We start from the raw sequence: 18,414 nt of genomic DNA, 5'->3' as shown, positions 1-18,414 counted from the left end.
TATAATCTATGACCGCAAATTATATTTAATCAGCGAATCTGCGGTTGTTTTTTTACATAAACTTATAAACGATAACGATATATTAGGAGAGTCTTAAAGCCAAATTTCGAACAGCTCAAAATTGCTTTTTGTATTTTTGCAGCTTCATTCACTAAAAAACAGAAAGCCTTTGTTACGATTAAATTTTATAGGAAGCTTCAGAGCGCAGGGAAAAATTAAAAAGAGTTTTAGAAACGCTAAAGTTTCTTATCTGAACAGAGTGCGTATTGCAGTTTCCTCTTTTTATTTCGGAATGGGATTGTGTTTTGCAACCTGGGCGAGTAGAATTCCGGATATTCGGGTGGCACTTGATCTTAGCGATGCCGATTTGGGCTCAATTTTATTTGCCCTGCCGGTAGGACAATTGACCATGATGGCTTTTTCAGGAAAATTAGTTACCCGTTTCGGGAGTCATCGATTGGTAGTTTTGTCATTAGGTATGTATGCTTTTTGTATGACCAATTTAGGTTTGGCTACCAATGCCTGGCAGCTGGCTTTAGGACTCTATTTGTTTGGAATGTTTGGAAATATGAACAACATTGCCGTAAATACTCAGGGCGTTTATACCGAACAACTTTTTAACCGAACAATTATGGCTTCATTTCACGGCGTGTGGAGTTTTGCTGGTTTTACAGGAGCTTTGGTAGGATTAGGAATGATGGCATTAGACTTAACGCCGCACCATCATTTTATCATTGTAGGTATCATGACCTGGATTTTGATTGCACTCAATTATAAATTTTTGGTAAAAGCCAAAGAAAAAAGAAAATCCACCGAAAAGAAAAAGCTGTTTTCTAAACCGGATACGGCTTTAATCTGGTTGGGAATTATTGGTTTTGGATCGATGGCCAGCGAAGGAATTATGTTTGACTGGAGCGGAATTTACTTTAAAGATATTGTTCAGGCGCCTGGTCCGTTGATTATTTTGGGATATACTTCGTTTATGATTATGATGGCTACCGGACGTTTTCTGGGTGATGGAATGATTAATAAATTTGGTCGAAAAAGTGTCATCCAAACCGGAGGAATACTGATTTCAACCGGACTTTTTACAGCGGTATTTTTACCTTTTTTAGTTCCGTCCACAATCGGATTTATGCTGGTAGGATTAGGTGTTTCGACTATTGTTCCAACCTTATACAGCATCGCCGGAAAACATCCTACGATTCCTCCCGGTGAAGCTTTAACGGCAGTTTCTAGTGTAAGTTTCCTTGGATTTTTAATGGGACCACCTGTTATTGGCTACATAGCCGAATTGTTTGGGTTGCGATTTTCTTTTGCCTTTATTGGAATCTTCGGAATTATTATTGCTTTTTTAGTACCAAGAATCAAGGTGATTCAGTAGCATTCTAATTCGATTTTTAAAAAAGATAAAACCTTAGCTATGATTATAGAAAAACTAATCGCAGCTAAGGTTTTTTTATTTGAAAAAAATCTTTTAAAAAATCTTTGTTTAAATAATTTTTTTCTTACTTTTAATTCGTCAAAAGTGATAAGCTATTTATAAATCGCTTAATACCACCACTTTTTGATTTTGTAAATTTTCCAAAACAAGTTTGCCTGCGATTATTGAAATTTTCCTGAAAAAAGGAACAATTTCTAAATCGGTAATTCCAGTTTTCAGTTTGTATTGCTACCTGATTTTCTTTTTTGAAAAGAAAAACTCAGGATTAATTCTATTGGTTTATGAGGCGTTTACTTGTTTTATTTTTTGGTGTTGGAGCAGTTTGTGCAACATTCGCACAGGAACAATCCCGCATTTCGGCTAAAGTTTTGGATGCTAAAACACTCCAACCGATCGTGGCTGTGGTGGTTTCGATACAAAATACCAATTTCACCCAACTTAGCAACGCTCAAGGAGTCGTGATTTTTGAAGCGATTCCCGCAGCCGACTATTTAGTGCTTTTTCACAGTCAGGGATATAAAGACGCCCTGTTTACGGTTTCAACTCAAAATACTTTAGCGGTAGATTTAGGAACAGTCTTGTTAGAATTGGATCAAATTACCGATCAGCAGGCTGCAATTGTTCAAATTTTTGATGAAGATTTAGCCGATGATAACAGCAGTTCCGAAAGTACTTCGGGATTGTTGCAGTCTTCAAAAGACGCTTTTCAACAGGCGGCCGCTTTCAATTGGGGACAGGCGCGTTTTAGAATTCGGGGTTTGGACAGCGAAAATGCCACTACAATGCTAAACGGAATTGCAATGAACAAAATTTATGACGGACGGCCGAATTGGAACAATTGGGGCGGACTCAACGATGCGACCCGAAATCAGGAACTTTCCATTGGCACTACTCCTTCCGATTATACTTTTGGAGGAATTTTGGGTGCTCAACAAATCAATACCAGAGCTTCAGTTTATCGCGCCGGAAGTCGCATTACTTTTTCGGGAACCAATACTAATTATCGTTGGCGGGCTATGGCCACGTATGCTTCCGGGATGGAAAAATCGGGTTGGACTTATGTGGTTTCTGCCGGAAAACGTTATGCACAGGAAGGCCATTTTGAAGGCACAAATTATGATGCTAATTCGCTATTTATTAGTATCGAAAAGAAATTAAATACCAAACATTCCCTCAATTTTACCGGAATTTACACCCCAAACGAAAGAGGGAAAAATTCGCCTAATACTGCCGAAGTAACTCATTTAACCAGCGAAACCTACAATTCCTATTGGGGCTATCAAAATGGTAAAATCCGAAATTCGAGAGTAAAAACCGTTGAAGAACCTATGGTGATGCTGAATCATTATTTCAAAATTAACGATCATACGAATTTGAATTCCGCGGTGCTGTATCAGTTTGGAAAAATTGCCAATAGCAACATCGATTATCAAAATGCTAACAGTCCGGATCCAACGTATTATCGGAAAATGCCGAGTTATTACAGTTCGATGTATGCTCCGGATAATGGCGAATTCTCCGGTGATTTTATTCCGGATTATGAAAATGCCGAGAAAAGCCGATTGGTATTTTTAGCCAATCCGCAAATCGATTGGGAAGTGATGTATCGGGCGAATCAAAATCCTGTGACGGATGCCAATTCGAATATCATTGGTTACGAAGCGGCTCAAAGTCATTATGTGTTGTATGAAGACCGAAATGATGATAAAACACTGGCAGTAAATTCGAATTTTAACTCCCAACTCAGTGAAAATCTAATAGTCAATGCCGGAATTTCGTTTCGGGATTTGCAATCACACAATTACCAAAAATTAACCGATTTGTTGGGTGGTGCTTATTTTGTAGATATTGACGGATTTTATAACGGCACACAAGCACAATCAGATTTGAACAATCCAAATCGAATGGTAAAAGTTGGGGATACTTACGGCTATAATTACCGGTTTTTGGCAACGGTTATAGATGCTTTCACGCAATTTAAATTTTCGTATCACAAAATTGATTTTTATCTGGCGCAAACTTTTTCGAAAACCCAATATCAAAGAGAAGGTTTGTACAAAAACGGAATTTACCCGACGATTTCCTTTGGCAAAAGCCAAAAATTAAATTTTGAAAATTTTGGTTTTAAAGGCGGTATGCTTTTTAAAATTTCGGGCAAACAATCACTCCAATTTAATGCCGCTCATTTGACCAAAGCGCCCAATTTAAGGAATAGTTTTTCGAATGCAAGATTGAATAATACTATCGTTGACGGTTTAGAAAATGAAACACTCAACAGTTTGGATGCGACTTATATTTTTAGAACTCCTAAAATCAAAACCCGATTGACAACTTATTTTTCGAATATAAAAAACGCAACTAAAATCAGCTTTTTTTATGCCGAAGGAATATTTGATAATGAAGCCGGCTATACGAACACCAATGCTTTTGTGAGTCAGACGCTGACGCATTTAGACCGAAAAAATATCGGAGCCGAATTTAGTTTGGAATACCAAATGACTCCTACTTTCAAAACCACTTTTTCGGCTGCTTATGGCAAATATACCTTTGACAGCAATCCGAATGTGAGTATCAATAACGATGCTGTAGCAACGGCCGAAAACAGCAATCCTTCCTTTGATTTCGGAACAGCATTTTTAAAAAATTACAAGCAGGCCGGAATGCCGCAGCAGGCGTATTCTCTGGGTTTGGAATATCGGGATCCTAAATATTGGTGGATTGGGACTAATGTTAACTTTTTAGCAGAAAATTATATTGATGTTTCACCAATTTCAAGAACCAATAGGTTTTATACAAATCCCGCAAGCGGTTTCCCTTTCCCAGAAGCCACAGAAGAAAGAGCTGCTGAATTATTGCAACAGGAAAAATTGGATTCGGCTTTTTTAGTCAATTTGTTAGGCGGAAAATCCTGGCGTACTAAGAAAATGAATGTTGGATTATTTGCCAGTATCAATAATCTGTTGGACACAAAATATAAAACCGGCGGCTATGAACAGGCGCGAAATGCCAATTTCAGACAACTCAACCAGGATATTTCCAGTGGTACACCTTCTTTTGGAAACAAATATTATTACGGTTACGGCCGGACTTACTTTATAAATCTCAATTTCAGTTTTTAATTTAAAAATCCAACTGTTATGAAAAATTATACTTTTCCATTGTTTTTAATATTATTGGTTTTGGAAGGCTGTGCCAATGATCCGACAGAAATTCCAAAATTGACTTGTAGCCAACCCGATTTTCCGGTCAACAAAACGGTTGAAAATATTCAGCAAACCGCAGCAGAAATTGTGGCTCAATATCCGTATGACGATGTCATTGAAGCTTATGTGGTTTCGAGCGATGAAAACGGGAATTTTTTCAAAACAATTTCGTTACAAACTTTAGCGACAGAAACCACTCCGGCGGTTGGTTGTAGTGTGCCGGTAGATGCAACGAATCTTTATGTTGATTATCGAATTGGGAATAAAGTTTATATCAAATTGAAAAATCAATACACGGATTTGTATTATGGAGGCTTGCGAATTGGCAGTTTGTATGTTAATGCTTATAATCAGGGCGGTGTGGGAAGGCTTTCGCAAAATGATTATAAAAAAGTATTAAACGCTTCCTGTACCAATGTAAAAGAAGAGCAATTAGTTCATGCTATTGATTTGGGCGAAATCAATGATTCTCATTTGAATACACTTATCGAATTGAGTGATGTGCAGTTTACGGAAGCCGCTATTAGTCGCCATTATTATGAAGAAACGAATGATGTAGGCGGAGCGACCAATTGGAATTTGGTTGACAAAAAAGGAAATCAACTGATTTTCAGAACGAACACTTATGCTGATTTTTCAAAAAATATTGTTCCGGAAGGAAGTGGGAAAGTACGGGGCGTTTTAACCAAATATGCTTCCGATTATCAGTTAATTGCCCGAAAAGAAAGTGATGTTCAAATGTCCAAAACCCGAAACATTCCTTTTTTTGTCGAAGATTTTCAATCGGTTTCAGATGGAACCAATTTAAGTTTACCGGGTTGGAGTAATATTATAGAAGCCGGAGCGATTGTTTGGAAAGGCGGAATCACTTCCACTAATGGTTACGCTGAATTTGCGATTACAGGAACAAAAGTAGCATCGAATATTGTTTGGTTGATTTCGCCAAAAATTGATATGGATACGCATACTAATGAAAGGTTTTCGTTCAGAACCGCGCAACATCATCTCGATGTAGATTCACCTTTAAACACCCTTAAAGTATATGTTTCAACCAATTTTGACGGTGCAAATATTAAAACAGCGACCTGGATTCCAATTTCGGCACGAATACCAACTCAAACAACACCCTGGTACGAATTTATTGGTTCAGGTGCAATTGATTTATCTGGCTATTCCGGAAAAATTAATATTGCTTTCAAATACATCGGTTCCGGAAAAAATTTGACCTTAGACGGTGCTTTTCAATTGGATGATGTACAAATTTATGGAGATTAAGTAAAAAAGCGGCTCGTCATTAAAATACAAACCCTGCTTATCAATGATGTTGATTTTAAATTTTAGATGCATTATCGAATTTTATTATATTTGACTGCATTAAAAAATATATATTATGAAAAAGCTATTATCGGCAGTATTAATTATGACCCTTTTTATTTCTTGTAAAAAAGAAAGTAAATCGAGTGAAGCAGGAAGCGAGATTCCGTATATCGCTAAAAACGAAAAAGAAATTGAAAAATATGTTGCTGAAAAAGGACTTAAAGGAACTAAAAGCGAGTCTGGATTGTATTATGTAATCCAAGATCCGGGAACCGGTGCTCAGGCTACGCCAACTTCAAATGTAACCGTGGCTTACAAAGGTTATTTTATGGACGGAAAAGTCTTTGATCAAAGTGACGAAAAAGGAATTTCTTTTGGGTTGAACCAAGTAGTAAAAGGCTGGACTGAAGGAATTTCATATCTGAAAGAAGGCGGAAGTGCAATATTAGTCATTCCGGCTAAATTAGGATATGGCGGTAATGATTATGGAAGTATTCCGGGAGGTTCGGTACTTGTTTTTGAAGTAAAATTGCTTAAGGTAAATTAGTTTTTTACAAAAAAAGGTAAGAAACACTCATTCCAGCATAATAATTTCTGGGATTTCCCGGATAATAAAATCTTGCCGGAGCATTTCCAAAACCTACAGCATTAGGCAAAATGCTGGCGGCATAACGACCGTTTAAGGTATTGTTGATTCCGGCGTAGAATTCTGTTTTTAAACTTTTTAGCAAATTAAAAGCATAACTTGTTTTTATATCTAACAGCTGATACGAATTACTGTATTTTGAATTAGCATCATTCATGGGGATTCGTCCTGTATTTCTAAAAGAAGTGTTGAGACGAAATCCCTGAACGGTGCTGAATTCAAGTCCTAAATTCCATTGTATATCCGGAACATTGGTGAGTTTGTTTCCGGAATAATCATGATCTCCATCCACAAATTTTTCGAATAAAAAATGATTGATTGTCCCGGAAAAATAAGGATTCAATTGCCATTTGTCCGATTTTAAAAAGTGGTAATTCACCTGAAATTCAACTCCCTTATGCCTAGTTTCTCCGGCATTAACTCCTACATATTGGTCATCGGCCGTACGCTTGGCAACTAATAAATTGGTTATGTCAATATAAAATAATGCCAATTCCGTATATAAACTATTGTTGAACCAATTGCCTTTAAAACCTAGTTCGTAATTCCAACCGCTTTCCGGTTTTAGAGCGGTATTTATAGTGCCTTCTGGAGTTAAAGTTTCGGCAACAGCAGGTACCGAAAATCCTTTACTGATTGATAAATAAATATTTTTTCCTTGGCTGATTTTATAAGAAAGTCCTAATCTGGGCGACCAAATTTTCCCAAATGAAGAAGGTTTGTCTGTATTTGAAAGCTTTTCTTCTAACAAATTTTCCATTGTATATCGGGTAGAATTCATCGCCAAACCACTTTCTAAAAGGAGTGTATTCGTTAATTGAAATTGCAGTTCCAAAAAATAATTAATATAGTGTCGCTTTTGATGAATAGTGCTAAAAGAGTCTCCTTTTATACTTCCCTGCCCCGGTTGTGTTTGATAAAGATTTTGGTAAAGATTGTATTCGTATTTTTCATTCAAAAATTCGACACCACTGCTTATTTCCAAAGGTCTTTTTAGAAAATAATTTTTGTAATTGATTTTGGTTCTAAAACCTAAAGCATTCGATTTATCCGTTAAAATATCAAAAGGACGGTCTTCATTTCCTTTTTTTGAATTGGAGAAAAAACTGGTCTTCGCCGACCATTTTGCTGAAAATTGATGCTGGTATCCAATTCCCCAAATCAATTTATCATAAGATTCATTTCCTCTGGCAGCCGCCCAATTTGCAGCTGCTTTTTGAGGCTGATACAGAAAATCATTTTCATTTATTGAACTCGGGATATAGGCTTTGACTTTTGTAAAGACTCCCAAATAAGATAATTTTCCTTTCGGACTAATTGCTTGTTTTCCGTGCAAATTAAATGATTTTCGGTCGTAAGCGCTGTTTTCTCTAAAACCGTCATTTTGTAAATGAGTAAAACCGGTAAAAAGATTTGATTTAGCAAAATGAAATCCTCCGGAGAGACTTTGTTTAATCAAACCAAAACTACCATAAGTGGTGTTTGATTTCCCAAAAGCTGCTGTGGTAGTCTCTTTAGGTAATAAATGAATTACACCGCCCAATCCGGAACCAAAACTGCTGGAATTAGGCCCTTTGATAATTTCAATATTTCTAATGGATTCCAAATCTAAATCCTCCAGCGTTGTTTCGCCTTCTCCTGTTGATAGCGGAATATTATCAAAATAAGCTTTCACTTTGTTGGTTCCGTAAGGAGTTCTCGCGCCAATTCCACGAATAGTGATTCGGTTTGTATTTAATGCGCCTTGTTGCATATACAAACCGGGAATAGTGTTCAAAATTGGAGTCAAAATCACGCCGTTATTTTTGGTAAGATCGTTTTGACTTACTATCGCAACTGCCGATGCTGTATTTTGAATCGTAGTTTGAATAGGAGAAGTTTGGATTGGTAAATCCGAAAGCGTGATCGTATCTTTCTGAATTTGTCCATAAAGACTTGTCTTTAGTAAAAAGAGCAAACAAAGCGCCTGATAGCGGACAAATTTCTTGAGATTCATAGCTTTTGAATAAAAAATAAAGATATTCATTTGTATTTAAAAGGACAAAATCTACAGGCAAATGAAAGACTGCTTTTTATAAAAACATAATTTCCAATACTATCGGGCAAATCATTAAATTTGTAGCCTTATTTAAAGACATGTTAGAAAAAGAAGTAATCAATTTTGAGAAATCGGTCATTGTAGGTATTGTGACCCAAAACCAGAGTGAAGAAAAACTCAATGAATATTTGGATGAATTGGAGTTTTTAACCTTTACTGCCGGCGGACAGGTAGTGAAGCGTTTTTCGCAAAAAATGGACAAACCTAATCCTAAAACCTTTTTAGGAACCGGAAAAATAGATGAGATTAATTATTATGTGAAGGAAAACGGAATCTCGACCATTATTTTTGATGACGAATTAACACCTTCCCAACAAAAGAATATTTCCAAAATTATCGATTGTAAAATCCTCGACAGAACCAATTTGATTCTGGATATTTTTGCTCAAAGAGCCGAGACTTCCTATGCGCGAACACAGGTCGAATTGGCACAATGCCAATATTTGCTGCCAAGACTTTCCGGATTATGGACGCACTTAGAACGTCAAAAAGGGGGAATCGGGATGCGTGGTCCGGGGGAAACTGAGATTGAAACCGACCGTCGTATTGTGCGCGACCGAATTTCGTTATTAAAAGACAAAATCAAAACCATCGACAAGCAAATGGGCGTACAGCGCAGTAACCGCGGTGCAATGGTACGTGTGGCTTTGGTAGGTTATACCAATGTGGGAAAATCTACGCTGATGAATACCATTGGAAAAAGTGATGTTTTTGTCGAAAATAAATTGTTCGCGACTTTAGATACTACCGTTCGAAAAGTGGTAATCAAAAATTTACCATTTCTGTTGTCGGATACGGTTGGATTCATTCGAAAATTACCTACACAATTGGTAGAATCGTTTAAAAGTACACTGGATGAAGTTCGCGAAGCCGATTTATTATTACATGTCGTTGATATTTCACATCCTGATTTTGAAGATCATATTGCTTCGGTAAATCAGATTTTGGTAGACATCAAAGCCAGTGACAAACCTACTTTGATGGTGTTTAACAAAATCGATGCGTATCGTCATTTAACTATTGATGAAGATGATTTAATGACCGAAAAAACAACCAAACATTATACGCTTGACGAATGGAAATCGACCTGGATGAACCGCGTGGGAGAGCAAAATGCTTTGTTTATTTCGGCGGCACAAAAGCAAAATTTCGAAGAATTCAGAGAACGAGTTTATGAAGCCGTTCGTCAAATTCATATTACACGTTTCCCATACAACAAATTCCTGTATCCGGATTATAAAGACGCTTTTGACAAGGAGGACGAATAACATTGGTCTTAAATCATAAAAAATCCCTTTTTAGAACTGATTCTTAAAAGGGATTTTTATTTTGGAAAAAAAACTAAAAACCATAATTGATTCCCAGTCCGAATATTTCTTTCACCTGAAAAGCTTTGATGGCATTGTCATCGTAAATGGTTTGCACATTAATATTAGCCGAAAGGTATTTGTTGATTTTCATTACCAAATTCATTTGGTAGTTGATATCTACATTTTGAGCATCTTCTAAATAGTTAGAATACAAATTCAGAATATTTTCAATGGATACATTAGTTATAGGGCTAACTTTATAGTAAGCCGAAACACTGGCTCCTAATTCAAAACGGGTATTATCTCCCTGTAAAACTCCGAAAGAAGGACCTAAATCAGTGAAATGTTTGTGCACCAAAATCAATTTTCCGGCAGCCGGAGCAATATTGATACTTAGATTATTGTCTTTTTTCCATAAAAAACCAGGACCAAACTGAAAATAAGCCGGAGAGAAAAAATGAGATATTTTTAAACCATCTTTGTCTAAACCGGTATCCATTTGTGATTTGAAATTAAAAAACATGGAATAGTACCAGTTTTTAACCGTAGATTTTTTTCCCCAAAGTGAATTCAGTTCAATACGGTCATCAGTTTTAGCCATTCTTTCGTTACCTTTTATTTTACTCAGTCCGTAAGCCAGAATGAATTTGTTATCCCAAACAACATTCCCTTTTTTGTAATTGAAATCATAGTTTAAATTAAAATTTCCCGCCACGTTAGAAGTTCCGCCACCCAGCCATTCTTTGTTGTATGCCGACTGACTTAGTAATAAAGAGGCATTACCTTTAGTTGTCCAGATTTTTGTGGTGTCTTTTTGCGTTTCCTGAGCGTTTATGGAAAGGACAGCAAACGTAAATACGATGAGTAGAAATAGTTTTTTCATAACTTTCAAATGATTGATGAATAGTAAATATAAAAAAAATGCTACTTAAAAAGTAGCATTTGATTTAATAAATATGTGGTTAATTGCTTTTAGGCGCTTTGTATAATGGCACTGCCGAGCAGGCTTCGCCATACATAATACTTCGGGCAAAAGGCTGTAAATAATGAGCCGCCAGAATATAAGCCCGCATTGGAACAGGTTTTTTAGAGCAGCCTTTGATAATTACAGGCTTGTTTACGTAAACGCTGTAATCAATTTTTGGAAGCAATTCTTCATAGAGTGCCGCATCCATATCTTCATTTTTCCCATTAATGATTTTTTTGGCAAAAGGGGCTAAATGAACCGCTACCAAAATAGATGCCCAAGCCGGAACTATCGCATCGGTACTACAAAAAACAGATACATATTGATCCTGATATTGCGTCCAATCGTGATTTTTTAGCTGTTCGCGAAAGTCTTTTTCTTTTAACAATAAACCTTCCAGAAGCCATTGCGAAATATCAATTTGTGCGCGAATTCCTTTTGGATAGTAATCTTCTAAATCGAAAACTTCCAAAACGCTGTTGGCTACTTTGTTTACTATTTCTTCCATTTTTTCAGTATTCAGTAATCAGTGTTTAGTAATCAGTGCAGACGCTGGTATTTTAGACTGCTAACTGCTCGCTCACTGAATACTAATTAAAGCATTCCCAATTCTAATTTAGCTTCTTCGCTCATTAAATCTTTGCTCCAAGGCGGATCGAAAGTAATTTCTACTTCGGCTCCTTTTACATTTGGAATAGATTTAATTTTTTCTTCAACTTCTCTTGGTAAACTCTCCGCTACCGGACAGTTTGGCGAAGTCAATGTCATTAAGATTCTTACTTCATAATCCGTATTTATCATTACATCATAAATCAAACCTAATTCGTAAATATCTACAGGAATTTCAGGATCGTAGATGGTTTTTAATTTCATTACGATTGCTTCTCCTAATTCGTTAGTGTCTATTTCTTGTTCCATTTTGTTTTATTTTGAGTTTAATACATGCTTTTTAAAAACATATAAGTCATGTAAGTTTTTTAAATTTATTAAGTCTAATATAAGTTCATTTAAGTTGTTTTACTTAAATAACTTAATCATCAAGTTTATTATAAAAATCATTTACCAAAGTTTTTTGCCCTTCATAGAAAATGTTTTTCACATTAAAATTAATCAACAACCCAATTGGAGCTTTCAATAAATTCATGTAAGTGAGTAATTGTGCTTCACAAATTGGATTCATCTCATTAACAGATTTTAATTCAACTACCAGACAATTTTCTACAAATAAATCACATCTGAGTTTTGAATCTAAGTCGTATCCTTTGTATTGGAGCGGAATTGATAATTCAGATGAGAAATTGATGTTTCTTAATTCTAATTCTTTTTTAAAACATTGATGATATACACTTTCCAAAAGTCCGGGACCAATACTTTTATGTACCTCAATAGCTGCACCATTAACCTGATAAACTAAATCTTTGAGATAACTTCTTGAAATAATCATCTTTAAAAAATTAGAATTACTTATATCACTTCTTTCCTTGCTTTAACAATTTAGTAAAAAACTTATATGACTTATATGTTTAAAATATTAAAAAAATTATTTCTTAGCATCAAATGCTAAAGCATACATTTTAATATTCTTAATCATCGAAACCAAACCATTGGCTCTGGTTGGTGATAAATGCTCTTTTAATCCTATTTCATCTATAAAATCCATTTCGGCATCAATGATGTCTTTTGGAGTTTGGTTTGAAAAAACGCGAATTAATATCGCAATAATTCCTTTGGTTAAAATGGCGTCACTATCGGCTGTAAAAACTATTTTGTCGTTGTCTTTTTCGCCTTGAAGCCAAACTTTAGATTGACATCCTTTAATCAAATTTTCATCAACTTTGTATTCTTCTTTGATAAGCGGAAGATTTTTTCCTAATTCGATGATGTATTCATAACGTTGCATCCAATCGTCAAACATCGAAAATTCGTCCACTATTTCGTCTTGTATATCTTTAATTGTCATTGTCTTATTTTGCAAATGCATTGATTTTAGTCACTATTTTTTTTATTGCTTCGGGAGGAAAACCATGGTCAAAACTTTGGGACTCATAGTTTTTTCCGTCATAATTTATTTTTAGTTGCGCTATGGCAGCGCCGTCATAAAAACGTTTTTCGGTAGGTGATTTTAAGTTTTTTATTTCGTCTAAATTCACTTCCTGAAAAAGCTGTACCAATTCTTTCCAGTCGGCATCGGAAATTTTTGACTGAACGGCTTTACGTTTTCGGTCTTTTTTTATACTTAGCTTATGATTTTCAATTACTATTTCCTGAAAAAAACCTCTGGAATTGGCAGTGTAAATCAGTTGCGCCGTTTCCATTTTCTTTTGCGCTTCACTTTCGCAACTTTTACCCAAAAACAAAGTCAATATAAATAAAGCCAGTACTTTCATTTTTAAGACAGCATCATTTTAGCTTTTTTAACCGCTTCTACAAGAGCGTCAATTTCTTCTTTGGTATTATAAAAAGAGAAAGAAGCTCTTATGGTTCCCGGAATACCAAAGAAATTCATAATCGGTTGCGCACAATGATGTCCGGTTCTTACAGCAATACCTAATTTATCAATAATAGTACCGATGTCATAAGGATGAATGCCTTCAATATTAAACGAAATTACCGATGTTTTGTTTTTTGAATTTCCATAAATACGCAAACCTTCAATTTCCGATAAACGCTCGGTAGCATAAGCTAATAATTCTAATTCCTGTTTTTGAATGTTTTCAAAACCTACTGAATTCAGATAATCGATTGCTGTCCCAAGCACAATTCCACCGGCAATGTGCGGAGTTCCGGCTTCAAATTTATGAGGCAAATCAGCGTAAGTGGTTTTTTCAAAAGTTACTTCCTTTATCATTTCGCCACCACCCTGATAAGGAGGTAATTTATGCAACCATTCTTCTTTTCCATACAAAACTCCGGTTCCTGTCGGACCGCACATTTTATGTCCTGAAAATGCATAAAAATCGCAATCCAATGCCTGAACATCCGGTTTTAAATGTGGTACCGATTGCGCTCCGTCAATCAGGATTGCTGCTCCTACTTCATGCGCTTTATCAATCATGTATTTCACCGGATTGATGATTCCTAAAGCATTCGAGATATGATTTACTGCTACGATTTTAGTTTTTCCCGAAAGTAATTTGTCATATTCCGTCATAATCAACTCGCCATTTTCACTCATTGGAATGACTTTTAGCGTAGCTCCGGTTTTCTCGCAAAGCATCTGCCAAGGCACAATATTACTATGATGTTCCAAATGGGAAACAATCACTTCATCACCCGGTTTTAAAATGGCCGCAAAACCATTGGCAACCAAATTAATCCCAAAAGTAGTCCCCGAAGTAAAAAGTACTTCGTGGGCGTGCTTGGCATTAATATGATGTTGTACTTTGCCACGAGCTACTTCGTAAGCATCTGTTGCCAGTTGGCTCAAAGTGTGTACGCCACGGTGAATGTTGGCATTGATTTCCTGATAATATTTTGAAATGGCATCAATAACCACTTGTGGTTTTTGTGATGTTGCCCCGTTGTCGAAATATACTAATGGTTTTCCGTTTACTTTTTGATTTAAAATAGGAAAATCAGCTCTTATCTTTTGAATGTCTAGCATAACTATTTAGAAAAATTCTATTTTACAAAAGTACTAAAACTAAAATTGTTTTTTGTTCTTTATTTAACCGAAGTGCTTTTGTAGAATTTAGTTTTAACAGAAAATTATATTGTTGGTTTTAAAATCACAAAGGGCACAATGTTACCGGAATAAACTTTGTGCCCTTTGTAGTAAATAGTTTTGAAAACTATAAGTCAAATCCTAATTTCACTCCTAATTTGTTAGCAATGATTTTTGTGATTCTTTGTTTCAATTCTGGTATTTTGATGTTTTCGATAACGGCATTTGAAAAGGCATACATCAACAAAGCTTTGGCTTCTTTTTTAGGGATTCCGCGTTGTTGCATGTAGAATAAAGCTGTTTCGTCCAATTGTCCTACGGTACATCCATGCGAACATTTTACATCATCAGCAAAGATTTCCAATTGCGGTTTTGCATTGATACTGGCTTTATCGCTCAACACAATGTTGTTGCTTTGTTGGAACGCATTGGTTTTTTGAGCTTCTTTTTCCACGAAAACTTTTCCGTTGAAAACTCCTGTAGAACGGTCAGAGAAAATCCCTTTGTAATCCTGGAAACTCTCGCAATTTGGCTGCGCGTGATTTACTAAAGTATAGTGGTCTACGTGTTGTTTTTCACCAATGATAGTGATACCGTTCAAAGTACTGGTCAATCTTTCTCCAAAGTGGTAATAGTTCAGGTTGTTACGAGTTAAATTTCCACCGAATGAAAAAGTATGTACCGAAGCATGACTTTCTTTTTGTTGTGAAACATAAGTGTTGTCAATCAAATTGGCTTCGTGATTGTCATTTTGGATTTTGTAATAATCTACAATCGCACGTTTTTGAGCAAAAATCTCAGTTACGGCATTGGTCAAAACCGGATTATCGCTTAAACTTTGGTGACGCTCAATAATTTGTACGTGTGAATTTTCACCTACAATTACTAAGTTTCTTGGTTGCACCATCAAAGCAGCTTCGTTACCGGTTGAGAAATACATGATTTCAATAGGTTTGTCGGCTACTTTACTTTTTGGGATATTGATATAAGCTCCTTCGCTGGCAAAAGCAGTATTTAAAGTTGTTAAACTTTCGTCTTTGCTGGCAATTTTGTTGAAATAAGCATCAATTACCATTTTGTATTTAGGCTTGGTTAATGCCGCAGACATTAAGCAAACATCAATTCCATCATGAGTTGTTGACGAAAGGTTCGAACTGAAAATTCCATCTACAAATACAACTTTGTAAGTATCAATTTCATGAAGAAAGTATTTTTTTACCTGGCTAAATTCGATTGCGTTTTCTTTTTTAGGAAAAACGGTAAAGTCATTCTTAAGAATCGCATTCAAAGAAGTATATTTCCAAGCTTCTTCTTTTTTTGTTGGGAAACCTTTTTCTTCAAAGTTCTTTAAAGCCGAAGTTCTAACGTCGTGAAGTTCGGTTTGAACATCTACGCGCTCTTCAAAGGCCATGAACGATGAGATTAATTTTTCTTTTAATTCCATTTGTCTTTTTAGTTATGAGTTGTGAGTTATGAGTTATGAGTTTTGTAAACTGCTAACTGTAAACTGCAAACTAATTATACTTCTTGTTCTTGTTTAATCCAGTCGTATCCTTTTTCTTCTAATTCTAAAGCCAGGCTAGCGTCACCGGATTTTACAATTTTTCCGTTGTATAATACGTGAACAAAATCAGGAACTATATAATCTAATAATCTTTGGTAATGCGTGATTACAATAATCGCGTTTTTGTCGCTTTTTAATTTGTTTACTCCATTGGCAACAATTCTTAAAGCATCGATATCCAAACCAGAATCGGTTTCGTCCAAAATAGCCAATTTAGGCTCTAACATGGCCATTTGGAAAATCTCGTTACGTTTTTTCTCTCCTCCTGAGAAACCTTCGTTCAAAGAACGCGATAAAAATTTACGGTCAATTTCTAATAATTCTGATTTTTCACGAATTACTTTCAACATTTCGTTCGCCGGCATTTCTTCTTGTCCGTTTGCTTTACGAGTTTCGTTGATTGCCGTTTTCATGAAATTAGTTACCGAAACACCTGGAATTTCAACAGGATATTGGAACGAAAGAAAAACTCCTTTGTGCGCTCTTTCTTCAGGAGCTAATTCAGAAATATCTTCATCTTGTAAAAGGATTTCTCCTTCTGTTACTTCATAATTTTCGTTTCCGGCAATAATGGCAGAAAGAGTACTTTTTCCGGCTCCATTTGGTCCCATTATCGCGTGAACCTCTCCTGCTTTTATTTCAAGGTTAATCCCTTTAAGGATTTCTTTATCGCCTACCGTGGCGTGTAGATTTTTTATGCTTAACATTTTTCGAATGTGTTATTTTACTTTAATTTATGACTATCCTACTGAACCTTCTAATGAGATTTCCAACAACTTCTGAGCTTCAACGGCAAATTCCATTGGTAATTTGTTCAATACATCTTTACTGAAACCGTTTACGATTAAGGCAATCGCTTTTTCAGTTGGAATACCGCGTTGGTTACAATAGAAAACCTGATCTTCACCAATTTTGGAAGTCGTCGCTTCGTGCTCGATTTTAGCCGATGGATTTTTACTTTCGATATAAGGAAAAGTATGAGCCCCACAATTGTTACCCATTAATAAGGAATCACATTGCGAGAAGTTACGAGCGTTTTCGGCTCTTGGAGAAATCTGTACCAATCCTCTATAGCTGTTTTGTGATTTTCCTGCCGAAATACCTTTAGAAATAATAGTCGATTTAGTGTTTTTACCTAAATGAATCATTTTAGTTCCGGTATCCGCTTGTTGGAAATTATTAGTTACCGCAATCGAATAAAACTCACCTACCGAATTGTCTCCTTTTAAGACACAGGAAGGATATTTCCAGGTTACAGCCGAACCGGTTTCAACCTGAGTCCAGGAAATTTTAGCGTTGGTTTCACACAAACCTCTTTTGGTTACAAAATTGAAAACCCCACCTTTTCCTTCTTTATTTCCAGGAAACCAGTTTTGAACCGTAGAATATTTAATTTCAGCATCGTCCAAAGCGATTAATTCCACTACCGCTGCGTGTAATTGATTTTCGTCACGACTTGGTGCTGTACAACCTTCAAGGTAAGAAACATAACTTCCTTCATCGGCAATAACTAAGGTTCTTTCAAACTGACCTGTTCCCGCCTGATTGATACGGAAATAAGTTGAAAGTTCCATAGGACATTTTACGCCTTTTGGAATATAACAGAATGAACCGTCAGAGAAAACAGCTGAGTTCAAAGCCGCATAAAAGTTGTCTTTTTGCGGAACAACAGTTCCTAAATATTTACGCACTAAGTCCGGGTGTTCTTTGATAGCTTCAGAAATACTCATAAAGATAATTCCTTTCTCAGCTAATGTTTTTTGGAAGGTAGTAGCCACAGAAACAGAATCCACAACAATATCCATCGCAATGTTGTTCATCTTTTTTTGCTCATCAACAGAAATTCCTAACTTTTTGTACATTTCTAAAAGTTCCGGATCTACATCGTTCAAAGTTTTATTTGGATCCACTTTTTTAGGAGCCGAATAATACGATATTGCCTGAAAATCCGGTTTGGCATATTTTACATTAGCCCATTCCGGTTCTGTCATTTCTTCCCAGGCTTTGAAGGATTCAATGCGCCAGTCGGTCATCCATTGTGGTTCTCCTTTTTTTTGTGAAATGGCACGAACAATGTCTTCATTTAACCCAACAGGAAACGTCTCCGATTCTAAATTGGTGTAAAATCCGTACTCGTACTCTTTCGTTTCGAGTTCGATTTTTAAATCGTCTTCTGTATATTTACTCATTTTGTTTATTTA

General features: G+C 35.9%; 16 protein-coding genes. 5 read left to right on the top strand and 11 right to left on the bottom strand.

Translation table 11 applies throughout. From position 1 onward, the window contains the following. Nucleotides 1-136 precede the first annotated feature (136 nt). From B6A10_RS01070 to B6A10_RS01055, 4 genes are all read left to right on the top strand, one after another. Nucleotides 137-1,384 carry an MFS transporter gene (locus B6A10_RS01070; protein WP_262891608.1) on the top strand — a complete coding sequence of 416 codons (1,248 nt, stop codon included), beginning with the start codon at nt 137-139 and terminating at the stop codon, nt 1,382-1,384. Between the two features lie 341 nt (nt 1,385-1,725). Next, on the top strand, nt 1,726-4,563 hold the full coding sequence (locus B6A10_RS01065) for a peptidase associated domain and porin domain-containing protein (protein WP_188219369.1): 2,838 nt from the start codon (nt 1,726-1,728) through the stop codon (nt 4,561-4,563). 18 nt (nt 4,564-4,581) lie between these two features. Continuing rightward, nucleotides 4,582-5,922 carry a DUF5689 domain-containing protein gene (locus tag B6A10_RS01060; RefSeq protein WP_188219368.1) on the top strand — a complete coding sequence of 447 codons (1,341 nt, stop codon included), beginning with the start codon at nt 4,582-4,584 and terminating at the stop codon, nt 5,920-5,922. A gap of 115 nt (nt 5,923-6,037) precedes the next feature. Then, nucleotides 6,038-6,511, top strand: a complete 474-nt coding sequence (locus tag B6A10_RS01055) for an FKBP-type peptidyl-prolyl cis-trans isomerase (RefSeq protein WP_026713015.1) — start codon at nt 6,038-6,040, stop codon at nt 6,509-6,511. Nucleotides 6,512-6,515: 4 nt separating this feature from the next. Here the strand turns inward: B6A10_RS01055 and B6A10_RS01050 are convergent, their stop codons facing one another. Further along, nucleotides 6,516-8,606, bottom strand: a complete 2,091-nt coding sequence (locus B6A10_RS01050; RefSeq protein ID WP_188219367.1) for a TonB-dependent receptor family protein — start codon at nt 8,604-8,606, stop codon at nt 6,516-6,518. 140 nt (nt 8,607-8,746) lie between these two features. On the opposite strand from B6A10_RS01050, the gene hflX reads away from it, so the two are divergent. After that, nucleotides 8,747-9,976, top strand: a complete 1,230-nt coding sequence (gene hflX / locus B6A10_RS01045) for a GTPase HflX (protein ID WP_055091762.1) — start codon at nt 8,747-8,749, stop codon at nt 9,974-9,976. Nucleotides 9,977-10,049: 73 nt separating this feature from the next. Here hflX and B6A10_RS01040 read toward each other — a convergent pair whose 3' ends face one another. The 10 genes from B6A10_RS01040 to sufB all read right to left on the bottom strand — a co-directional run bounded on the left by B6A10_RS01040 (nt 10,050) and on the right by sufB (nt 18,402). Beyond that, a complete protein-coding gene (locus B6A10_RS01040; RefSeq protein WP_188219366.1) occupies nt 10,050-10,901 on the bottom strand; it encodes a DUF3078 domain-containing protein in 852 nt (283 codons plus the stop codon). A gap of 79 nt (nt 10,902-10,980) precedes the next feature. Next, nucleotides 10,981-11,493, bottom strand: coding sequence for a DUF2480 family protein (locus B6A10_RS01035; protein ID WP_188219365.1), 513 nt, complete (start codon nt 11,491-11,493; stop codon nt 10,981-10,983). Nucleotides 11,494-11,579: 86 nt separating this feature from the next. Continuing rightward, on the bottom strand, nt 11,580-11,903 hold the full coding sequence (locus B6A10_RS01030) for a DUF59 domain-containing protein (RefSeq protein ID WP_055091533.1): 324 nt from the start codon (nt 11,901-11,903) through the stop codon (nt 11,580-11,582). Nucleotides 11,904-12,015: 112 nt separating this feature from the next. Further along, entirely contained in the window at nt 12,016-12,429 is a 414-nt protein-coding gene (locus B6A10_RS01025) for a GxxExxY protein (protein ID WP_188219364.1), read from the bottom strand. Between the two features lie 96 nt (nt 12,430-12,525). Next, a complete protein-coding gene (locus B6A10_RS01020; protein WP_026713009.1) occupies nt 12,526-12,945 on the bottom strand; it encodes a SufE family protein in 420 nt (139 codons plus the stop codon). 4 nt (nt 12,946-12,949) lie between these two features. After that, complete coding sequence (locus B6A10_RS01015) at nt 12,950-13,372, bottom strand: hypothetical protein (protein WP_188219363.1); 423 nt, start codon at nt 13,370-13,372, stop codon at nt 12,950-12,952. Nucleotides 13,373-13,374: 2 nt separating this feature from the next. After that, complete coding sequence (locus B6A10_RS01010) at nt 13,375-14,589, bottom strand: aminotransferase class V-fold PLP-dependent enzyme (RefSeq protein WP_188219362.1); 1,215 nt, start codon at nt 14,587-14,589, stop codon at nt 13,375-13,377. Between the two features lie 187 nt (nt 14,590-14,776). Then, a complete protein-coding gene (gene sufD, locus B6A10_RS01005; RefSeq protein WP_055091539.1) occupies nt 14,777-16,093 on the bottom strand; it encodes a Fe-S cluster assembly protein SufD in 1,317 nt (438 codons plus the stop codon). A 74-nt stretch (nt 16,094-16,167) separates the two neighbouring features. After that, complete coding sequence (gene sufC / locus B6A10_RS01000) at nt 16,168-16,920, bottom strand: Fe-S cluster assembly ATPase SufC (protein ID WP_055091541.1); 753 nt, start codon at nt 16,918-16,920, stop codon at nt 16,168-16,170. A gap of 33 nt (nt 16,921-16,953) precedes the next feature. Then, complete coding sequence (gene sufB, locus B6A10_RS00995) at nt 16,954-18,402, bottom strand: Fe-S cluster assembly protein SufB (RefSeq protein WP_188219361.1); 1,449 nt, start codon at nt 18,400-18,402, stop codon at nt 16,954-16,956. Nucleotides 18,403-18,414 lie beyond the last annotated feature (12 nt).

This window comes from Flavobacterium pokkalii (genome assembly GCF_014596575.1).
GTDB lineage: Bacteria > Bacteroidota > Bacteroidia > Flavobacteriales > Flavobacteriaceae > Flavobacterium > Flavobacterium pokkalii.
This window is presented reverse-complemented; position numbering and strand designations above follow the sequence as displayed.